This is a genomic window from Gardnerella sp. DNF01199S (assembly GCF_049244155.1).
GTDB classification, from domain to species: Bacteria; Actinomycetota; Actinomycetes; order Actinomycetales; family Bifidobacteriaceae; genus Bifidobacterium; species Bifidobacterium piotii.
The window spans coordinates 1,331,840-1,353,809 of the sequence record NZ_CP058380.1; the positions used below are offsets into that span (position 1 = coordinate 1,331,840).

Sequence of the window (21,970 nt, forward strand, 5' to 3'; positions counted from 1 at the left end):
AGTTACTCTCCCATCACAAACTGTTCTGCGAAGCGCTTATCGCCTTCAACTAAATCGTGCATATCGTTAATATCGTGACGAAGCAGCAAAGTGCGCCTCCAAACCAACACCGAAAGCAAATCCCGTATAAACATCTGGGTCTAAGCCTGCAGACTTAAGAACGTTCGGGTTAACCATTCCGCATCCGCCCCATTCAATCCAACCTGGGCCACCCTTTTTATCTGGGAACCAAAGATCCAACTCCGCGCTAGGCTCCGTGAACGGGAAGTAGCTTGGGCGCAAACGGCTTTTTGCATCTGGACCAAACATTGCAACAGCAAGGCGATCAAGAACACCCTTTAGATCTGCCATGCTTAAGTGCTTATCTACAGCCAAAGCTTCGCATTGATGGAAGACTGGCGTATGCGTTGCATCAAGCTCATCCGTGCGGAACACGCGACCTGGGGATGCAATGTACAGAGGAACGCCTCGCTCAATTAACGCGCGAACCTGGTCGGAAGAAGTTTGCGTACGCAAAACCATGTTAGATCCAACAAATCCTGCAGCATCCTTTGCTTGATTTCCCTGCACGTAGAAAGTGTCTTGCATTTGGCGAGCAGGATGATCTGGACCAAAGTTCAATGCATCAAAGTCGAACCACTCTGTTTCCACCTCTGGACCTGCAGAAATCTGCCAACCCATAGACACAAAAAAGTCTTCAAAATCTTCAATAATACGCGCAATCGGATGGCGAGCGCCAAGCGGCTTACGATTTATTGGCAAAGTCATATCGACTGTTTCTTTTTGAAGCATGTTTGCTTCTTCTTGAGCTTTAATACGCTCTTGAGCCGCCGCAAATTCCCTACCAAAATCAGCACGCAAAGCAGACATTACTTTGCCAGCTTCTTTCTTTTCTTCTACTGGAAGACTTCCAATAGCTTTGCTAGCAAGTGTCATTGCAGACTGAGCGCCAGCATACTTAGTTTTTGCCGCTTTTAAATCTTCCATTGTTTTAGCGGCTTGAACACAAGCAATGCCCTCTTTTACTACCTTTGTAATTGACTTTGCGTCAAATGGCTGACTCTTTGCCACAGCACCCTTCCTATCCGTGTATGCGTACTTTTGTGAAGCATTCAAAAAACGTCTCAAATCCCCATTTTTCGCTCATGACTAGACATAGCCAAGCCCATTAGCATTACCGCTGCACTGGTTGCTAAGTTCATTGATTCTGCTTTTCCGTAGATTGGTATTACCGATATTTCGTCTACTTTATTTAAGACTTCTTGCGGCAATCCTCTGGCTTCGTTTCCAAATAATATTGCGACATTAGAGGTGACATTATCGGCGATATTAGACTCATTTCTAAACGAATCTAAAACACTCGCAAACGACTTTGGTTTTTTATTTTCCGTTCCGTAAATATCTGCAGCAATCACTTTGATTTTTGCATTTTTTGCCCAATCAAACCATTCGTTTTCGCTCATTTTTACTACTGGCAAGTGGAATAACGATCCTGCACTAGATCGAACAAGCTTTGAGTTAAATCGACTTACGCAATCGTCAACAAAAACAACAGCATTGCATCCAGCTACGTCTGCAACGCGAATAATCGCCCCAGCGTTGCCTGGGTCTCTTACTTGCCAACATGATGCAATTAATATGTCTTTATTGTTGCAAGATTTAGCATCATCGCCAACTTCTTTCTCAATCTCACTAATCTCATCGATTTCGCTAATCTCACTAATCTCACTAATCTTGCCAATCTTATTAAATTCTTTACTAAATTCTTCGTCTAAAACCTTAGAATCGCAAAGTGCAACAATCCCCTGGCAATCCGTGCTGATTTTTCGCATAACTTCTGCTGTTGCAGGATGAACATAGCAATTATTCTTTAATGATTCGTCAACGATTTTAGCGATAACTTCTATAGGGCCACCACTACTGACGCTACTATAACTACGATTACTGCCACTATTAACAGCATCTTGCAAAACATAAATGTCTAAAATCGACTTATGCACGTACCGTACAGCTTCCCTAACGCTTTGCGGTCCTTCAACTAAAAAGCGCCCATCCCCTCGCGATTTTGCGCGGCTTATTGCACAAATGCGCTTAACGCGATCGCTATGCGCGTTGTCTATTAACTCTTTTAACGGCATAATATCACTCTACTTTATACGTATTTACAACACGCGTAACTGTTGCAATACAAAACTACTCAAAAACTACTCAACAAAACTACTCGTGATGCTCCGACGAACTTTGAGTAGTATATCCCTCTGGCTCCAACTGGAACGTTGTATGCGAAACAGAAACTGGAAAATGCTCACGCAAACAATCTTGAAGCTGGCTTAAAATATCCGCACACTGCCCCATCGTCAAATCGCGCTCAACAACAACATGCGCCATAAAAATAGGCATTCCTGTAGAAACAGTGCTTGCATGCAAATCGTGAACAGCAAGAACGTGCGGAACGTGTTCAAGATGGTCACGAACTTTTTCTATATCCAATCCTTCTGGAGTTTGCTCAAGCAAAACTTTTACAGCATTTTTAAGCAAGTGCAACGCTCTAGGAATCATCAAAATTGCTATAATTCCGCCAGCTACAGCGTCGAAACCGCTCCAATTTGTAGCTATCATAACTAATGCAGAAACAACTACTGCTACAGAGCCTAAAGCATCATTCATAACTTCCAAAAACGCTGCTCGCATATTCATATTGTCTTTAGATTGAGAAACAAGAATTATAAGCGAAGCAATATTTGCAAGAAGACCTAGAATACCAAAGAAAAGCAGCTGACTTACACTGTGAATTTCATTATGACTTGCGCCAAAAAGACGCATCCCCGACTCCACAATCGCATAAACGCCTACAAAAAGAAGCACAAGAGCGCCAGCTGCAGCAGTAATCACTTCTAGCCTTGCCCACCCCCAAGTGCGCTTTGCATTAGGCTTTTTGCGCATTAAAATCGCAGTAACCGTAGATGCAGCTAAAACGGAAATATCCGTTAGCATATGACCAGCATCAATTAGCAAAGAAATCGAATTAGTTAAAATAGATCCGATTACTTCTGCCAAGAATACAATAGACGTTAAAGCCAAAGTGATAGTTAGCTTATGCTGATGCGCATCACTTGCTTTAATAGCATCTTGCAAAGAAGCGGCATTAGTTCCAGAAGTACTTAAATCATTCTTCTCTAAGATTTCACTGGAAGAGTTTGACAAATGATGATTATTCACACAAATCTCCTATGTTCATACAAATAAGTATCTCGATATCGTTTCTCAATATCATTCCCAATATGCCTTATACGCAATGAACCCCAGCCTAAGCTAGGGTTCACGCATAAACATCTAAAGATTAATTATCTAAAAACTTATTCTATTATTACTATTCGTCAATTAACACGCCGAGATGATGAGAAGTTGATTCAGCAATCAAATCATCTTTGAAATTGCCATTATCCGCCGCGTCGATTATTTCCATAGCATCGTCAACAACATTTGATTTCAAAGCATTAATCCAATGAATACGCGAGTCTCTTCCAAACCAGCCCATTTGCTTGCGCGCAAGTCGCCTAGTTTTTTGCACAATATCGTCAAACGCTTCGTCTTCACTACATAAACCGTCTAAATAGTCCATTATTTGCTTGTATCCCAAAGCCCTTATAGCAGTAACACCAAGCTTTGAGCGAATCTCTTTAACTTCGTTTACAAAACCCTGCTCGCGCATCATTTTTGTGCGAAGATCCACTCGTGCATCTAAATCTTCTCTACTTAAGTCCAATCCGATTTGCACGCAATCAATCAAATACTTGTATTTTGGCAAAGTTGCAGAATACGGCTTACCTGTTAGCTCAATAACTTCTAGCGCGCGAATTGTTCTGCGCGAATTTCTTGGATCCATATTTTTAGCTGCAACGGGGTCTAGCTTTTGTAATTCTTCAAAAAGCGCCATTGCTCCTTGCGATTTTTCGCGCTCTTCCAAAGCTTTGCGAACAGCAGGATTCGTGCCAGGAAAAGTTATATCATCTACAGCAGCGCGAGCATATAGACCAGATCCTCCAACAAGAATCGGGCGAATACCTTTTTCTTGCAAATCTCGTATGCATTGGCGCGCAAGCGTTTGAAACTTTGCAACGCTCATTACCTCTTGCGGATCAATAATGTCTATTAAATGATGCTTAACCGCGCTTTGCTCTTCTTTAGTGGCTTTTGCTGTACCAATATCCATATAACGGTACATTTGATATGCGTCTGCGTTAATAATTTCCGCTTTTACACCACGTTCAGCAAATTTCTTTGCAATCGCAATACCAAGACTCGTTTTGCCAGATGCTGTTGGTCCTACAATCGAAATCACTTTCGGCGGTTTGCACACAATGCGCTCCTACGTAGCAAATTTAAGCTAATAAAATTTAAGCTAATAAAAATAGACTTACTTCTTCTTAGCTTTTTTAGACTTTTCCGCAAGCAATCTAAGAGTATCTGCAGCTGCTTCTTCTGGAGCATGAGTATGGTGTTCCTCATCTCCAGGCAAAGGATTAGCATAACCAAGATTCACGTTAAGCAAACGCTCTGCTTGAGTCTCGTCAATCTTTTCCGATAATGCGATTTCCGATATAAGAATACTGCGAGCGCGCGCAAGCATGCGCTTTTCTCCAGCAGAAAGTCCGTGTTCATCAACGTCTCGCTGCGACAAATCGCGAACAACTTCCGCAATCTTATTAACATCGCCCGTGGCAATTTTCTCAACGTTAAGCTTGTATCTTCTAGACCAATTCATTTCTTTTTCAATGATTGGCGTACGCAAAATCTCAAAAACTTTAGCAACTTCTTTGGCGCCAACAATGTCTCGAACGCCAACCTTTTTAACATTATCTACAGGAACGTTAATCTCTAAACCATCTGAAGACAATACGACTAAGCGCAAATATTGCCTAGTAACACCCTTAACAGTACGTTCACTAATTTCCTCGACTCTAGCCGCACCATGACGAGGATAGACGACCATATCGCCGACTTGATAACCCACAGAACCCTCCGTATGCACAGAAAAACTCATTTCAGTTTCCCATAAGGCAAAGACTTGAACGCTTCTAAATTATTTTTTTGACTTATTAGTCAAACTTTGCTCAAAACACACAAGACATACGCAAATAATGTTGTATGATAGACAACATGAGTACAGTATCTAACATCAATGAAGATGCAATCGCAGTTGCCGTTCGTCAGGACGTGCTTGCTGCGGTGAGCAATGCAGAATATTACAATCCTCACGAGGTCCTTGGTGGACATCTCGGAACTGGCAATGGCGCCGGTACTGCCACGGTTCGCGTTTTACGACCAATGGCCAAGAAAGTAACAATTCTCACTAAGAGCGGCGAGTACGAAGCTCAGCACGAATACAATGGCATTTTTGTTGCCACTGTTCCTGCAACTAAGCACACTAAAAGCAAAGAATGGTCTGTTCCTAGCTATCGCATTCGTACCGTAGAAGTGGACGGCGCCGAGTCCGTAGACGACGATCCATATCGCTACTTGCCTCAAATCGGCGACATGGACATGTACCTGTTTGGCGAAGGCAGGCACGAAAGACTTTGGGAAGCACTAGGTGCTCATGTTAAAAGCATTACTGATTCTTGGGGTCTTGTAAGCCCAGAAACAGGCAAAATGGTTAAAAAAGTTACTGGAACATCCTTTACTGTGTGGGCACCAAACGCTCGCGCTGTAAGAGTTGTTGGCAACTTTAACTATTGGAATGGCCGCCGTCACGCAATGCGTTCGCTTGGCTCTAGTGGCATTTGGGAGCTTTTTATTCCAGGAGTAGGCGCAGGCGAGGTTTACAAGTTTGAGATTATGACTCAAGCTGGAAACTGGATTATGAAGGCAGACCCAATGGAGCGCTCGCACGAAGTTCCACCTAACACTGGTTCTGTTGTTGTTGACTCCGACTTTAAGTGGCACGATAACGAGTGGCTTGAGCATCGCGCAAAGACGAATGCACACGATGGTCCTGTTAGCATCTACGAAGTTCAAGCAAATAGCTGGAATCGCGATTACGACAATTATCGCGAGCTTGCAGATCACTTAGTTGACTACGTTCAGCAAGAAGGCTTTACTCACGTTGAGTTTATGCCTCTTACACAATATCCATTCTCGGGATCTTGGGGATATCAAGTTACTGGCTATTACGCTGTTGATTCCAGACTCGGAAGCCCAGCCGACTTTAAGTACTTAGTAAACAAGCTCCATAAGGCTGGCATTGGTGTGATTATGGATTGGGTTCCAGCACACTTCCCTAAGGATGACTTTGCTTTGGGTAGATTCGACGGCACTGCGCTTTACGAAGACCCAGATCCACTTCGCGGCGAGCACCCAGATTGGGGAACGTACATATTTAACTTTGGCAGACACGAGGTTCGCAACTTCTTGGTTGCTAACGCGTGCTTCTGGCTTAGCGAATATCACGTTGATGCTTTGCGAGTAGATGCCGTGTCTTCTATGCTCTACTTGGATTACAGCCGCGAAGCTGGCCAATGGCGTCCAAACATGTATGGTGGACGCGAAAACCTTGAAGCTATTGACTTTATTAAGGAAGCAAACGCTACTGCATATAAGAATAATCCTGGAATTATGATGATTGCAGAAGAGTCCACTGCATACCAAGGCGTTACTGCTCCTACAGACATGGGCGGCTTAGGCTTTGGCTTAAAGTGGAACATGGGCTGGATGCACGACACTTTGCAATACCTTAAAGAAGAGCCGATTAATCGCCGTTGGCATCACAACGAAATCACATTCTCTATGGTTTACGCGTATTCCGAGCATTACGTGTTGCCACTTAGCCACGATGAAGTTGTGTACGGCAAGGGGTCTCTTCTTGGAAAGATGCCTGGAGACGAATGGCAACAGTTTGCTGGCCTTCGAGCGCTCTTGGCGTATCAATGGTCTCACCCAGGAAAGAATCTTCTGTTTATGGGCGGAGAAATCGGCCAGTCTTGCGAATGGAACTTCAACAATTCGCTTAATTGGCACGAGCTTCAATGGCCATTCCATCAAGGAGTTCAAAAGCTGGTTGCAGATCTTAATGCTTTGTATAAGAGCTCTAGGGCATTCTGGAGCCAAGACTTTACGCCAGACGGATTCCAGTGGCTTACTAGCGACGATTCCGACCACAACACATTAAGCTACATGCGAATCGGAGACAACGGCGAAGAAATCGTTGTTGTTGTTAACTTCTCTGGTCAAGCTTGGCAAGATTACCAAGTGGCATTACCTAAGGGCGGAAAGTGGCAAGAGATTCTTACTACAGACGACGCTAAGTATTGCGGATCCGATATTCACAACGGCACATTTACTGCTGCAGCCGAAGAGTATCATTCCAGGCCGTATTCTGCAAGGATTACTGTTCCAGCACTTGGAGCTGTATTCCTTAAGCCACTAGATTAAGTTAATAATTAAATAGCTAAAAAGGAATCTAAACTAGGTAAAATGTTGGACACTCCATTACAAACAAGTGCTCCTCGAACAATTCTTGTTGTAGAAGACGAGCCAGATTTAGCTACAGCTATAGCACAAAGAATTGCTGCTAGAGGTTGGAAAGCTAGAGTTGTTTGCGATGGAGTGTCTGCCGTTAAAGCAGCGTTAAGCTTAAAACCAGACCTTATAATCATGGATATTATGCTTCCGCTTATGGATGGCATAGAAGCAACGCGAAGAATAGTATCTAAATGCCCGATTCCTGTTCTTATGCTTACAGCAAGAGACTCAGAAGCAGATAAGTTGGCTGGACTAAGCGCAGGAGCAGACGACTACGTTACAAAGCCATTCTCCCCTAGAGAGCTTATTGCAAGATGCGGTGCGCTTTTAAGAAGAGTTGAGCGCGCTGCAATAATAGCAAAAAGAGAACAATACAACACTTTAATTAAGTTTGGAAACTTGATTATTGACACAAAGCAGAGACTTGTTACGATTGGCGAAAAAGCAATCCACTTTACGCCTACAGAATTTTCTTTACTTACGACTTTTGCAAATCATCCTCACGAAGTGTTAAAAAGAGAAACGCTTTTAGAAAAAGTCTGGGATTGGCCAGATGCTTCGGGAACGCGCACAGTTGATTCCCACGTTAAATCTTTAAGACATAAGATTGGATCTGATTGGATTCGCACAATACATGGAGTAGGCTACGCTTTTGAGCCACCTAAAGAAGATTATGAGCCAGAATTTGATTCTCAAAAATAGCAAAGATCATAAGAACATAAAAAATAGCAATCTGCTAAAGCGTTCATTAAAAAATTCAATGAAGAATACTCTAAAAAGCCCACTAAAAAACCCACTGCCTCATCCTAAAAGCGCAATAGGATTTTTTACGTCATTAAAAGGCGAATTGTCTGCGATTATTGTTTTTGCAACCGCTATAGCATTTGTTATGGCATGGTTTTTACTAAAAGTTGGATTAAGTGGTTGGATTGCAATGCCACTAACTCTTGCAGTTGCATTAGGAATAACATACGCGTTTTCTAGAGGATTAACTTCCCCACTTAGACAAATGCGCGATGCTGCAGAAACGATGGCAGATGGCGACTATTCTGTGCGTGTTCAAATCGAAAGCAGAAAAGACGAAGTTGGAAAACTCACTCTTGCTTTTAACGAGATGGCAGAAGAACTAGAGCACGCAGACAACATGCGCCGAGACCTTATAGCAAACGTTAGCCATGAGCTTAGAACGCCTGTTAGCGCTTTGCAAGCAATGGTAGAAAACCTTGCAGATGGCGTTGTGGAACCAACACCGTCAAATATGGAAGCAATCGTAAATCAAACACATAAATTAGCTGATTTAATCACTTTTCTTCTTGACTTATCTAGAGTAGAAGCAGGCGCAGAAAGCCTTGTTATTACAAGTTTTGACTTTAAAGACTTTATTAACAACATTGTAGAAACAGTAAGAATCGCAGACGCGGGTCACAATCACAGCATAAGTCTTAATATTGAAAACAACATTATGCTTGTTGGAGACAAAAATCGCCTATCTCAATTGTTTACAAACGTAGTATCTAACGCAATCAAGCATTCTGCAGACAACACTAAGATTCTTATAAGCGCTAAGTCGAATCACGAAAAAAATATTTTAGTTTGCAATGTGATTAATTTTGGAACGCAAATTCCTGAAGAAAATCGCGCAGACATTTTCCGCAGATTTGTTAAGGGAAGTCAAGGAATAGGAACAGAGTCTGGCGGAACTGGATTAGGACTTTCTATTGCAAGATGGGCTGCTCTGCTTCATCACGGAAACATTAGAGTTGTAGACGATAAGCGCGGAGTTAATTTTGAGATAACATTGCCGCTTACATACAGCGAATAGAAAGATTGCGCGAGTTTTAAGAGCATAATCACGCAAGGCCCATAATCACGCAAATCTAAGAGTATAAAACGCTTTCTTTAGACCACACTCCAGCCAGCGCAAAACATGCAAAAACAGTAACACCGCTTTTATTTAGCTCTTTAACGCAGTTTTTTAGCGTAGACCCCGTAGTAATAATGTCGTCTATAATAATCACTTTGTACCCGCTTTTAATGCCCTTTACGTTTACAGATAAACCTTTAGACGTGCGCAAAGACCTTTGCCTACTCCCACTTGCTTGAACCGATTTTCCCCTTACATTAATCATTTTAATTGCTTTAACAAAAGTAGCATCAATGCCTTGTTTTTTAAGACTTTTAACAACATTTTTAGCTATTGGCTCCATATGACTTCTTCCGCGCTTTCTTTTAGACGCAAAAGACGAAGGAACTGGAATAATGGCCACTTTGCTTGAGCTTCCAACAACACTAATAATCAAGCTAAAAAGCAAGTCTGAAAAAGGCTTATCTAAAAGTTGGTTTCCATGATCTTTCCATTGCAAAATACACCTTCTTACAGCCCATCCGTATGTTGCACAAGAATAAATATTTTTGCAAAACACTCCGCTAAACGGATCCATATGCCACTTACTAAACTTTGATTTGCATTCGTTGCAAAGTACGCAATCTGCAATTGAGCAGCCAGCACAAGAAATTGGAAAAGCAAGATTAAGAATGGTCTTAAGCAAATTTACCCAAGAAACGTTGGAAATAAGCCGATTTTGTTTGCTTTTGTTAAGGTTTTTGTAAATCATAAAAAGACGATAGCAATGCTAAAAACAAATAGCAATAAAATTAGAGCAATGTGGTTAAAGGCTTTTTACTTAAAACTTTACTTAAGACTTTCTAATAGCTTAGAGCACAATTCAAAAGTGTTATTAGGGTTTTTTACGCAAATCGCAAGAGCTCCTGTTAAAGAAGTTGGGTAATCGTTACCACCTTTATACATACGATCTCCCACAAAAGCAACAGATTTTAGCGAAATTTCGCAAATACTACAAAGAGAATCAAGAGCATAAGCCTTGTTGTTTCCTTTGCAAACAATATCAACACTTGTCTCTCCGCCAGCTCGCACAGAAAAGTCGGGCAAATATGCAGAAATTTGTTCAGCTAGCTGCTCCTTTAGCTTGCCGCTAGGATCCCAATCCTTTTTAAGTTCGATTGGAGCAAGCTGCCCTAGTGCAGAAAAAGTGATTTGAGTACCACGATTTTCTATTTGACTACCCCAAAGGTCTTTGTCTCCACTACTTTTTAGCAATCCCATTTTTTTAGCGCAATCTTTAACAACGCAAATAATTCGATTTGCGTCTTTTACGGAAATCGTGTGAGAATACACGCATTTAAGACTGCCATCAACAATTCGATAATAGCTTGTTCCATTAGTTGGCATAATGTGAAAATTGTCTAAATTCGTAGAAGCAGGCAAAACGCTTAGAACTTGACTTTTAACAAGTCGCAAGTCTCCACCCGTAATTAGCGCAATTGGCATTTTATTGATTAAATCGCCAAAAACCTTGCACATTGGACTAGTCATAGGCTTTTTAGAACATGCAAGAGTGTTGTCTAAGTCAAAACCAATAAGCGAACACAAAGCAAGACGCTCACAAATCCCCTGCTCATTGTACTCATGAATATTTGGCTCCAACGCTTTCCTCCTGTACAAACTGTGCAATTCAAGTATTCCATATTATCAACATATTTACTACACCGTTTTGTGTTTGCATATTAATCAAATGCCCTAGCATACAAATAAAGTTAAGTGTATGACGTCTTTAGTATGGGAACAAAAAAGATACAGAAACCGCCACGGACGCGGTATGCGTGCGCCAATGTTTGGCACGCGACTTCCTAGATACAGAACAGCCAGCGGAATGTTCGATTCAATGGTGGCAGCTCAAATTAGAAGACTTAACAGCGCTTGGTCAAATCTTATAAAAGACGTTCAATTTGCTGTAGAAGATGTTCCTCCAAGCCAGCCAGTTTTGTGGGAAAGTAATAAAAGAATAATGTCTCAAGCTTTTCCTGCATCTAAAGGAATACCACAAAGAATAGTTTTATACAGACTTCCACTATGCACACACGTTACTAGCAGAGCGGAGCTTCAATACGCGATTAGAGACGAGATAGTGCAACGTTTAGCAGAATTGTACGGAAGAAGACCAGAAGAAATCGACCCAGATTGGGGATTGTAAATAACAGCCTAAAAGCCCTAAGTCTACTTTACAATCGAAGGATTCGAGCGAACTTTAACACTTATACTGTTAGGGTCAAGCGACTTGGAAGGAAGCCACGCAACGCTTGCAAAACCAGCGTCGTTTACTGCTTTTGATTGAATCCTAGACGCAAACGAAACTCCAGATTTAGACTTAAGAGTATACATAACAGCTTTAGGATTAATATCTTTTGCTAAAATCGTTGAAACAGTATAAGACTTAACTTCAATAGTCTTAGACGCTACTTTTAAGCCAGAAGAATCGTAAGCACTAAGCTTTACATTGGCATTATCAACAGATCCGTTTGCAATATGCAGCGAAGTTTCGTCTGCAGAAAATGGGGAAACAAGCGCACTATTTGTAATAGAGTGAACAGCATTAACAAAAGCAATATCGCTTTGACCATCTTTGCCACTTTTTTCAACAGAAGCCATAGCAAAAATCGGAACGTTACTTTGCGCAAAAATCGCTCCAACGCCCTTAGGTACTTCTGGTAAATCAACAACTTGAATCTGTCTTGCACTAAAATCTACTTGCTTTATGCTCTTTTTTCCAGAATCATCGAGCCAATACAAATCGACTTTTCCGCTTTTATTAGACCAAATATAAGCTTTGGCTTGGTCGCCTTCACTAACTCCTGGCAAAACAGGCTCTAAAGATGCTGATTCTTGCGGAGAAATAATATCCACGCCTTTAGAAGCAAGACCAGATGAACTAATAAACTTAACAAACGACGAAACTGGAGCTTGCTCGCTTAAAACTTGAATATAAAGACCATCCGACTTTGATGCAGCTGCAGAAATGTTAAAGTAAGCGTCACTATGTGCTGGAACAGTAAAAGTGCTTCCTGTAGAAAGATTTAGCTGCGCTCCCGATTTATTAGTTGACCATGCTTTAACGCTTACAACAGTAGGCTTAGACGAAAGATTAACAGAATTTAATCTTACAGAAACACCTTCCGCTATTCTTGGAATAATAAAGTTTTGGCGCATTGAAGGAGATACGCAAGAAGTGGCAGATAATCCTTTTAAGTCGCCGTTTGTAGCCCAAGACGCAACAGATGCAGCAGACCCAGTTCCAGATTGCGCACTTAAAAGACTACTTTCCAAAACTTGAGCGTCTTTATCTACATTACTTTCTGCAAAATAGGCTCTATCTTGGCTTTCGCTTGAATCACTAGGATCACTAGAAGAACTAGAAGGATTGTTAAAAGATTTGTTAACTAAATCTTTAGAATCGCCAGCATATTTTACGCCGTTAAAAGTGGACTTATAAACGTTGCCAAAAGACGCATATCTAGATATTGACTTTAAGTCTCCTTCGGATTCTTGAAACTCGCTATCGCCATATTTTGCTGAATCTGGTAAAGCTATTCTGCTAGGGCAAACTGTTTGCAAATTTGTAGAACTAACACGCTTTTCTACGCTTCCAATAGGAAAAATCGGGTCGTCTGTTAGCTGTTTTAGAGGGCATACGCAAGACGCAACAACAGCACAAGAAACAAGTATTGCAGCGCTTAAAATAGACAAAGACCACAGCTTGAATCTTCTAAAACGAACAGAAGCGCTAATCGAAGCAGCATCTTGTGCATGACGATGACTATTTTTAGAATTCGTATCTGACTTCATTAATCTACCTGCCATTTATCCGTCTAATCAATCATAGCTTCTAACTAATCATCCTAATTATTCACGCTCTATTTATTCACGCTCTATTACGTTATTGCTGTTAAAACGAGGCAAAGCAACCAGGCAATACAATAGCAGCACTAAAGCAAAAACAACAATCCATGGAATTCTCCAAGAAAGCGGACGCGAATGGCTATAAATCGAAGTTTTAGAAGAAGACATGTCTGCTACATCGTCAAATCTGCAATACGTTCCATGACTAGATGAAACAACAAGCTGAGTTCCTTCCGAAGCGTTTACGTTTGCAATCAACTTTTCTGTTGCGTCTTTATTTGCGTCGCCTTCTAAGCTAATCATTGAATTATTAGCCGCTAAATCGTTTTTGGCTTTAGAATCATTAACAATGTAAATTCCGCCAATACCAAGCTGCTTTAAGGTTACAATCGACTCATCGCTTGCGTGAGAAAGAAGCTTAGAAGCCGCGTAATAAAGCGTATTCGTACTAGGAGAATTCCCATATAAAACATCTCTAACTTGTAAAGATGGAGATAAGTCAACTAAATCGCCACGAGCGGTGCGCATAAGCGAAATATTCAACTCACGACTATTCACAGCTTTAATCGCAAGAACGCGATTTGCACTATTCTTATTTAAGTAGTCCGAAACAACCATTGGCAGGCCACTATCGCTTGCGTAAACGGAGGTTACAGGTCCGCTAATGATCGCAAATAATCCAAGCAAAGCAGCAACTGCAAAAATTCCAAAAGCTAAAATTCCTCTTGCAAGATGAATAAGCTTTTTCATCATTGCTTTAGCAGAACGATTCATAGCTGCACGCTTAGAAACGCGAGTAGTGTAATCGTCTGGATTATTGTCTTGATTAGCAGAATTAGATTTTCGCAAAGGCTCAAATCTACGAACTGCTTTTCCTGCAACCATGCACATGCATGCAAGAACACCAAGAGCGCTCAAGCTTACTCCTGGAAGAACACTTGCACTAATAGGACCGTCAAAATCGGATGCAACAACAACGCGGCAAGCGACTAAAGAAAGCACCATTCCGCTAACTATTACAACCCACATCATTCTTGAAGCTCTTAAAGCAAACGGAAGAGCAAGCGCGCACAAAGCCATTAGTACAGCTAAGGCTGCGAACACAATCATGATTATTCCGCGAAGTTGCAAAATTAACATTGAACCCGAAGAAAAATGATTCAAATCAATGTTAAACGCTCGAAGCAAAACGTCTATATAACTACTAGCTCTAGGAGCGCCATTTATTTTTTGAGAAGGCAAAGCCATACTAGCAAAAATTTGACGCCACATTCCAGTTCCAAAATAGCGCACAACGCTACCAAGAGTTGGCAAAAGAACTAGAACAGATGGAACAGGCATTAGCGCAAGCATAAAACGATGCGAGCGCACCATAATTATTGATGCAACAAAAATAACAAACATTGGCAGCAAAAGCTGAGGACTTGCAGCAAGCGGAACCATAAAGCACAAAGATGCGCAAGCTGCGCTTTGGATTGACGCAACTGGAACAACAGGGTCTTCTGTAACGTACATTCCTACAGCGTGGAAAGCGAACGCAAATGCAGCTGGCAAAAATACCATTGTTAGAATCATTGGCAAATCGCCTCTAGCAAAAACGCCAAAAGCCATCGCAATCATTGTCCAACAAAGACCAGAGCACACTCGCACAATGTCCGATCTAGTAAACACGCCTGCGAGCGCCCAAAAACTTAGTAGCATAGCGGGAGCAGCAAGGAAAAATATGGCGTTTATTGCAGCTAACGTATTTCCACCAAACACAATGGAAGCTAGCATCCAAATCATAAGAAGCGGAGACGGAGGAAGAGGAGACGCAAAACCGTCGTCTGGAATATATGCTCCAATCGCAGACTTAAACAAATCACTAAAACTTGTTCCAGTAGAAAGAAGCTGGCTTGAATAAAGCGAAGATCCAGAAAGAATCTTATTAATTGGCGCTCCGTAAAGAAGTATTACGGTTGCAAAAACAAGAAGAGATGCACAAATTGCAGCGCTCCATCTAAACAAAACTCTTCTATGCAAGTGTTTTCTTGCAAGCGGACTTAAAATAACACCCTTTTTTTGAGTCTTAAAAGCAATAGTTTTGTCTTTCCAACGCGTAATTTGACTACGACTTGCTATAAGAGAAGTGAGTCGTTTTAAGGAAACTTTTGAAACTCTAGACACTCGTCTTCTTGCAAAAATAGCGCGAGGTAATTGCGCTAACGCAATCCAAGGAAGCATAAGACGCATAAACGCAACATACGGCTGCTTAGCAAACAAAGATTGAAGTGCGCGGATTATTGACATTGGAACAGAGCAAAGCCAAATAAGAGGCCACATAATAACGCTAACATCTGTATACATGTATCTTTGCTTTGCCATAATCGAATAAGCTAAGCCGTAGCAAATATTGGTTTTTTCTGCATCGCGCTCTTCGCCGCTCCTAGTGCGAAGACCGTCAAAACGCGCTCTTCTATGCGCGATTCTGGCTTGTGGTACAACAACAACTCGCCCACCGCTTAAAACGACTCGCCTACAAAAATCGTTAGACTCTTCAAAAGTGGTAAGCCAAGGCTGAGTTCCTCGCATTGTCTGCCAAGTGCTAAGCGAAACTAAAGCGCCTGCAAGAGAAACAGAATAAACGTCTCCCCTAAAATCGTATTGCTCTTGATCTGGCTCGCCTTCTACGCTAAGTGAATGCACTTTATGCTTCCACGCATACATGCCAACGTTATGAAGAATTTTTCCTTGCCAATCAACTTGTTTTGCACCAAGAACGCAAGCTGTTGGAGTGTTTCGCCAAGTCTCTCTTAAAGCTTCCAAGCATTTTGAATCGCAAGGTTTTGAATCGTCGTGCAAAAGCCATAACGACTTAACGCCTTGCAATGGCAAAAGTTTTCTTAAAGACTTTTCTACAGCATCTCCAAATGATTTTGCAGACTTAATAGGAAGAATAACAACTTTTACTTGCTTATATTGTTTGTAGGATTCAGCATTATTGCCACTGTACGCATTGCCATACGCATTACTAAAAGCTTGATTTCCGTTGGAAAAATCTGCACTAGAAATTAATCCCGATAATTGAGTTGGCTCTATTTGAACGTCAAAAGACTTTACTAACTCTTTTTGTGTTCTATTAGCACAATCAGCTACAACAATAGTTCCAGGAAGAACACTTTGATTTATAACCGCTTGCAAAGTTTCTTCGTAAAACCGCGTATCTTGCTCAACGCTCATTATTGAAACAATAGAAGAATCAACCTCGCGAGGCTTTATTCTATTCATAGCAGAAAAGACTTGTAAAACATCGTTTTCAAAAGTGCAAGTTTCAGCGGTTATTGAATCCATACATAACAGTTTACGCAAGGGGTATGTATTATGCATGTTAAAATCTCAATAGAATACACTATAATGGTGATTTATATGTGCATTTACGAAAGAAGGAAGCATGGCAGCCTCTCGGTATAATCAAGACCGTCGGTACCAAACTAACTATTGGGACTCATCTGCACCACACCATACTCTCAATAGTCAAATGCTTAATAATACTCGTAAAATCATTTGCATGGCAATTATTGCCGTTCTAACCTTTTTAACTACAATAATCGCATCCGTATGGCTTGACTTTTCTTCTACTATTAGTTCGCGCGTTATAAAAACCATCTCAACAAGCGCCAAACAGATTCAGTCAATAGACCCTAATGCTGGTAAAACTATTAATATTCTTGTTCTTGGTCAAGATACTCGAGAAGGTAAGAATCGCGCTTTTCAGGGCGGTGGAGAAGACGAAAATCATCAATCAGACACAGCAATGATTGTTCAAATCAGCGCAGATAGGTCTTATATAAACATTGTTTCAATTCCAAGAGATTCAATGGTTAAAGCCGCAGCGTGCAATACGTCTAAAGGCAGAATTCCAGCTAGACGTAAAGTTATGTTTAACTCGATTTTCGCACTTGGCTACGCTAAGGGAGGCGACTTAGCAAGCGCAGCATCATGTACGCTTGCAACAGTAAACGAGATTACTGGCTTAAACATAACAGATTTTATTGTTGCAGACTTTAGCGGTTTAAGCGATATGATTAACGCGATTGGCGGAGTAACCCTGTGCATTCCTGTAAACACTAGGGATTACTACACGGGCGTTAATCTAAAGCGCGGACTCCAACACCTTGATGGCGTGCAAGCAACACAATATGCAAGGATGAGGCACGACAGCGCAAGCGACGGAAGCGATATTATGCGAACAACGCGCCAGCAATATCTTCTTAAGCAACTTATTCATCAAGCGCTATCTAAGAATCTTCTAACACAGTCGGGCCAACTTTATCAACTTGCAAAATCAGCTCTAAAGTCACTTAATATGAGCCAGGGTCTTGCAAACCCTACAACACTGGTTGGTTTAGCTGCAAGCCTTCGTAATCTAAAGCCTTCGCACATTTACGCACAAACAATACCGATTACAACCGACCCATACGATGAAAATCGTGTTATTTTAGACGAAAGTGCGCAAGACGTTTGGGATTTAATGCAAGAAGATAAGCCGTTAACTAAAGATTTAGGCGAAAAACCAAGTAAAAGTAAAAAGTCTTCAAAAAAGAACTCAAAGAGCAGTAAAAAGTCTGATTCTAAAGAGAACTCCGATTCTTCTAGTGCAGATTCTAACGACTCTGCGGAGTCCACAAATTCTGGCGAGAATAGCCTTAATTCCTCTAATTCCTATGCAGATCCAAATGCAGTTAAAATTGGGCGCGTGGATCCAAAAACTGGATTAGCAAAAGACAGCTTAGGCAGACTTATTGATCCAAATAGCGGCGGAATCGTTAACCCAGAAGACGGAACAATAAGAAACCCACAAACTGGTCACTACATGGGAATTGCAGATAAATACCTAAATAATACAATATGCGCTGTTCCAAAAGGAAAATAATACACTAGAAAAAGCACGTTGTTAAATCGTTTATAACTACGTTGTTTTATAATGCCATTGGTAGTTTTCACTAATAATTATGCATACATATAGACGCCATCAATATTGCAAATGTATGGCTTAGGGAGGATAAATGAGCCAGCAACGTCCAGAAGACGCTTTGGGGAATCAAAATAATCCACCTAGCTTTACTCCATCGAATAAACACAATAAAAACGCGAATTCAATACCGAGCTTTCCGCCTAAAAACGCACACAATAACGCGCATAAAAACAGCGAATTAAACAAGCAAGAGACTGTTCAGCGTGCACCGTCGTTTGAGCCAAAGCCTAGAAAAGTAAGCCAAAACTCGCAAAATTATCGCACACAAAACACTGGCACACAAGCATATAGCGAGCAATACTACCCCGAACAAAGTCAGCGTTTAAGCCAAAACAATGCAAGTGCATCTAGTTTTACTCCAAAAAGAATCCAAAACTTTAGTCAAAACGAAGTTAGACCAATAGCAAGTAATTCTTCTGCTGGAACTCTTGCTTTTAGAAAAAAACATCGCTTACTAAAGTACTTATCCCTGCTTTTAGTAACAATATTGATTCTTGTAGGAGCACTAGGCGTTTTATCTTGGAACTGGGTTGACTCTCAAATTAAGCGAGATAATTGGCTAACGGATACTCCAGATACTCAAGAAACAACTTGGCTAATTTTAGGATCGGATCAACGAGAAGGCGAAGAAGCAAAAGAAATAACTGGATTTAGAACAGATACGATTCTTGTTTTAACAAAACCAGTAAGTGGGCACAGCTCCTTAATATCCATTCCAAGAGACTCGCTAGTTTCTGTAAACGGCCAGCAAATGAAGATTAACACAGTTGCACAAGATCTTGGAAATAGAGCACTAACAAAAACCGTTGAAAAAATTACTGGCCACAAAATAGACCACGTTGCAGAAATAAAATTCGCAGGACTTACAAACGTTGTAAACTCGCTTGGAACAATAGACTTATGCTACGATCGCACAGTTAGCGATGTCTACAGTGGGCTTAATTGGACTGCAGGATGCCACAGCGCAGACGGAAACGTTGCATTAGCATTTTCTAGAATGAGATATGCAGACCCTCAATCTGATTTTGGAAGAGCTGCAAGACAGCGAATGGTAATTAGCGCAATAATGAAAAAAGCTTTATCTAGCAGCACGCTTACAAACTTCTCGAAAGTAAAAGGTTTTGCAAAAGCATCGCTTGATTCTGCAATATTAGACGAAAACTCGAATCCTGGAACACTGCTGAACATGGGTCTTGCTTTTAAGGAAGCAACAGGAAAAGACGGCGTAACAGGAACAGTCTATTGGACTAATCCAGATTATTGGGTGTATTCAGTTGGATCAGCCGTTTTGTTAGACGATGCTAAAAACATTGAATTATTCGATCAACTATCTGCTGGAACGCATGCGCCTGGAAACGTTGGAACGCTTGCAGAGCAATAAACATAATTTTAGCTAATCATATTTAGCCAATTTAGCCTTTAACCACATTTGTGGTTTTTACTTGCATATTTCTTAACAGCAATACACTATTGCGTTATGGAATACGAAAACAATGCAAACAATACTAAAAGCATGGCTTCAAAACCAATGTTTTGGATGCAAATAATGGCAAATATTGTGCCTATTTTAGCCAATATTGCTCTTGCTATAATGGCGTTTTTGCAAAAAAGTTGGATGATGCTTGCAATGATTGTTCCTAGCATAATGATGTATATTGCTTGCTTAATACCGCAAATTGTTCAATACAATTCAAACAAAAACAACAAAAGTTTAGTAAAGAATAATACGAATCAAAGCGTTCACTTTAGCAAAACAACAGTCGACTCTCATATTAAAGGTATTCCAGAAACTCTTATTCCAATCAACCTGGAAGCAATGCTGATTAATAACGCAAATCAAATTATTTCTACAAATTACTATAAAAACATGCAAAATCGTGTTCCTCCATGGAAAAATGTTGTATACGCTTGGCTAATGTCTTCTAAAAACTCTTTAGAAGCTCCAATCGGAATAAACAGCAGCGGTTATTTTTGTATAGATCTTGTTAAAAATGGGCCGCACGCGCTTGTAGCAGGAACAACAGGGTCTGGAAAATCCGTTTTACTAACATCTTGGTGTTTGGCTCTAGCTTTTAGATACTCACCTAAATTATTGCAATTTGTGTTTATGGATTTTAAGGGAGGAGCTACATTCGATTCACTTTCTACACTTCCACACAGCGTTGGAAACGTTGGAGACTTAAATCTTAAGCATGCTGCAAGAGCATTGCGCGGATTAGAAATGGAATTAGACAGGCGAGAAAGATTAGTTGCAAATCAAGGCTGCCACGATATTAGTCAAGTAAAACCAAGCGAGCCTTCAATGGTGATTGTTATAGACGAGTTCCATGCTCTTAAAAATCAACTCCCCGATTACATGAATCGCCTAATACGCATAGCTTCGGTTGGAAGGTCCCTTGGAATGCATCTTATAGCGTGCACACAAAATCCAATGGGACAAGTAAACGCAGATATGAAGGCAAATATGTCTATAAACATTTGTTTAAGAGTTAGAGACGCAATGCAATCGCACGAACTACTTGGGTCACAAGTTGCAGCAAGCATAAACCCGAATAATCCTGGAGCAGCATATTGCAATACGGGAGACGGAATAGTAGCGTTACAATGCTCACAAAGTAAAAATAAAAATTCGCTTATAAAAGCAATCGAATTGGCTGGAAAATTCTATTGCTACAAAACTCCTAAACAATTGTTTAGCGCTCCACTACCAAGATACTTAAATAATTCAACACTTAATAAATACTGCAAAAACACAAAAGATAGCGAGTTTGGACTTTTAATCGGCTTAAAAGACGATGGAATTAACTTAAGCGAAGCAATTTTGCCAATAAATCTTGGAAACATAGCGATTATTGGTGGAAGCAAACGAGGAAAGTCTAATCTTATAAATGTGATTAAAAATGCTATTAGTGTGCAAAATCTTGATTCAAAAAACATTCACATTCAAGACGACGCAGACTCACTTTTAGAGCCTTTTAACAGCGACGAAAAGTCTAAAGAATTGCAATGCAAACTAAAAGACACTAAGACAACAGTAATATTTTGCGCTCAAAACGCAAGACACATACGCGTACCAGAGCAAGCGCCAGTAAGAATAATCTTCCCAACAGGCGATGCTGCAACAGACTCAATGCTTGGAATACCTAACGACTTACTAAAAACACTAACCGTGGAAGATTATCAAACACCAGGAAGATGCATAATGGTGATTCCTGGAAAAGCTAATTTGCTGCAAATATTGAGTTTTACATAAAAATATGACTTAAATCACTCAAAAAGATTAAAAAAATTTTGTAAAAGTCTTGAAAAAAAGTTATATTCATGCTTTCCTGGAGTGCGGATAGTTTTATACAAAATCTAGCAAATTTAGTCAAAACGTACGCGTATTAAAAAGAGGTTATTTACTTATGAGTAGCGCATTCGACTGGCGTGCAAAAGCAGCTTGCCGAGATAAGGATCCTGAACTTTTCTTCCCAGTAGGAAACAACAGCTCATCCAATCAGCAAGTTGAAGAAGCCAAAGCAGTGTGCAGAACTTGTAATGTTGCCGACAATTGCTTAAGATGCGCTCTAGAAACAAGCCAAGATTACGGCGTTTGGGGCGGTCTTAGCGAAGATGAAAGGCGCTCGCTAAAGCGTAGAGCAATGCGAGCGCGCAGAAATCAAAACACTGAATTTTAA

At 40.8% G+C, this 21,970-nt stretch carries 16 protein-coding genes and 1 pseudogene; 8 read left to right on the plus strand and 9 right to left on the minus strand.

Annotated features, from left to right (window positions below; genetic code table 11):
- Window positions 1-2: 2 nt before the first annotated feature.
- The 5 genes and pseudogenes from pheS to HXT45_RS05475 form a co-directional block, all read right to left on the minus strand.
- Window positions 3-1,071: pseudogene (gene pheS / locus HXT45_RS05455) on the minus strand (phenylalanine--tRNA ligase subunit alpha).
- Between the two features lie 53 nt (window positions 1,072-1,124).
- A complete protein-coding gene (locus HXT45_RS05460; protein ID WP_421781559.1) occupies window positions 1,125-2,138 on the minus strand; it encodes a TrmH family RNA methyltransferase in 1,014 nt (337 codons plus the stop codon).
- 79 nt (window positions 2,139-2,217) lie between these two features.
- The gene (locus HXT45_RS05465; RefSeq protein ID WP_016834654.1) at window positions 2,218-3,219 is read right to left on the minus strand and encodes a cation diffusion facilitator family transporter; all 1,002 of its coding nucleotides are present in this window, start codon (window positions 3,217-3,219) and stop codon (window positions 2,218-2,220) included.
- Between the two features lie 151 nt (window positions 3,220-3,370).
- Window positions 3,371-4,360: a tRNA (adenosine(37)-N6)-dimethylallyltransferase MiaA gene (miaA, locus tag HXT45_RS05470; protein ID WP_248901306.1), complete on the minus strand. Its 990-nt coding sequence runs from the start codon at window positions 4,358-4,360 to the stop codon at window positions 3,371-3,373.
- A gap of 57 nt (window positions 4,361-4,417) precedes the next feature.
- Window positions 4,418-5,014 carry a CarD family transcriptional regulator gene (locus HXT45_RS05475; RefSeq protein ID WP_128813736.1) on the minus strand — a complete coding sequence of 199 codons (597 nt, stop codon included), beginning with the start codon at window positions 5,012-5,014 and terminating at the stop codon, window positions 4,418-4,420.
- A gap of 146 nt (window positions 5,015-5,160) precedes the next feature.
- Here HXT45_RS05475 and glgB point away from each other — a divergent pair, with 146 nt between their 5' ends.
- The 3 genes from glgB to HXT45_RS05490 are packed head-to-tail and all read left to right on the plus strand — an operon-like array spanning window position 5,161 to window position 9,343.
- Window positions 5,161-7,431, plus strand: a complete 2,271-nt coding sequence (gene glgB / locus HXT45_RS05480) for a 1,4-alpha-glucan branching protein GlgB (protein ID WP_421782323.1) — start codon at window positions 5,161-5,163, stop codon at window positions 7,429-7,431.
- 42 nt (window positions 7,432-7,473) lie between these two features.
- Window positions 7,474-8,223 carry a response regulator transcription factor gene (locus HXT45_RS05485; protein ID WP_004131998.1) on the plus strand — a complete coding sequence of 250 codons (750 nt, stop codon included), beginning with the start codon at window positions 7,474-7,476 and terminating at the stop codon, window positions 8,221-8,223.
- On the plus strand, window positions 8,195-9,343 hold the full coding sequence (locus tag HXT45_RS05490; protein ID WP_004131997.1) for a sensor histidine kinase: 1,149 nt from the start codon (window positions 8,195-8,197) through the stop codon (window positions 9,341-9,343). Before HXT45_RS05485 ends, HXT45_RS05490 begins: the two co-directional genes overlap by 29 nt.
- A gap of 55 nt (window positions 9,344-9,398) precedes the next feature.
- Here the strand turns inward: HXT45_RS05490 and HXT45_RS05495 are convergent, their stop codons facing one another.
- Entirely contained in the window at window positions 9,399-10,136 is a 738-nt protein-coding gene (locus HXT45_RS05495) for a ComF family protein (RefSeq protein ID WP_060785639.1), read from the minus strand.
- A gap of 77 nt (window positions 10,137-10,213) precedes the next feature.
- Window positions 10,214-11,026 carry an HAD-IIB family hydrolase gene (locus tag HXT45_RS05500; protein ID WP_004574639.1) on the minus strand — a complete coding sequence of 271 codons (813 nt, stop codon included), beginning with the start codon at window positions 11,024-11,026 and terminating at the stop codon, window positions 10,214-10,216.
- Window positions 11,027-11,144: 118 nt separating this feature from the next.
- Here HXT45_RS05500 and HXT45_RS05505 point away from each other — a divergent pair, with 118 nt between their 5' ends.
- The gene (locus HXT45_RS05505) at window positions 11,145-11,573 is read left to right on the plus strand and encodes a metallopeptidase family protein (protein WP_004131993.1); all 429 of its coding nucleotides are present in this window, start codon (window positions 11,145-11,147) and stop codon (window positions 11,571-11,573) included.
- A gap of 23 nt (window positions 11,574-11,596) precedes the next feature.
- Here the strand turns inward: HXT45_RS05505 and HXT45_RS05510 are convergent, their stop codons facing one another.
- Together HXT45_RS05510 and HXT45_RS05515 are read right to left on the minus strand one after the other, a co-directional pair.
- The gene (locus HXT45_RS05510) at window positions 11,597-13,222 is read right to left on the minus strand and encodes a DUF5719 family protein (protein ID WP_421782325.1); all 1,626 of its coding nucleotides are present in this window, start codon (window positions 13,220-13,222) and stop codon (window positions 11,597-11,599) included.
- A 72-nt stretch (window positions 13,223-13,294) separates the two neighbouring features.
- The gene (locus HXT45_RS05515; protein ID WP_421781562.1) at window positions 13,295-16,606 is read right to left on the minus strand and encodes a glycosyltransferase family 2 protein; all 3,312 of its coding nucleotides are present in this window, start codon (window positions 16,604-16,606) and stop codon (window positions 13,295-13,297) included.
- 100 nt (window positions 16,607-16,706) lie between these two features.
- On the opposite strand from HXT45_RS05515, the gene HXT45_RS05520 reads away from it, so the two are divergent.
- The 4 genes from HXT45_RS05520 to HXT45_RS05535 all read left to right on the plus strand — a co-directional run bounded on the left by HXT45_RS05520 (window position 16,707) and on the right by HXT45_RS05535 (window position 21,970).
- Window positions 16,707-18,188, plus strand: coding sequence for an LCP family protein (locus HXT45_RS05520; protein ID WP_421781564.1), 1,482 nt, complete (start codon window positions 16,707-16,709; stop codon window positions 18,186-18,188).
- A 133-nt stretch (window positions 18,189-18,321) separates the two neighbouring features.
- A complete protein-coding gene (locus HXT45_RS05525) occupies window positions 18,322-19,671 on the plus strand; it encodes an LCP family protein (RefSeq protein ID WP_421781566.1) in 1,350 nt (449 codons plus the stop codon).
- 96 nt (window positions 19,672-19,767) lie between these two features.
- Window positions 19,768-21,543 (plus strand): FtsK/SpoIIIE domain-containing protein, encoded by a 1,776-nt coding sequence (locus HXT45_RS05530; RefSeq protein ID WP_421781568.1) that lies wholly within the window; start codon window positions 19,768-19,770, stop codon window positions 21,541-21,543.
- 154 nt (window positions 21,544-21,697) lie between these two features.
- A complete protein-coding gene (locus HXT45_RS05535; protein WP_248899049.1) occupies window positions 21,698-21,970 on the plus strand; it encodes a WhiB family transcriptional regulator in 273 nt (90 codons plus the stop codon).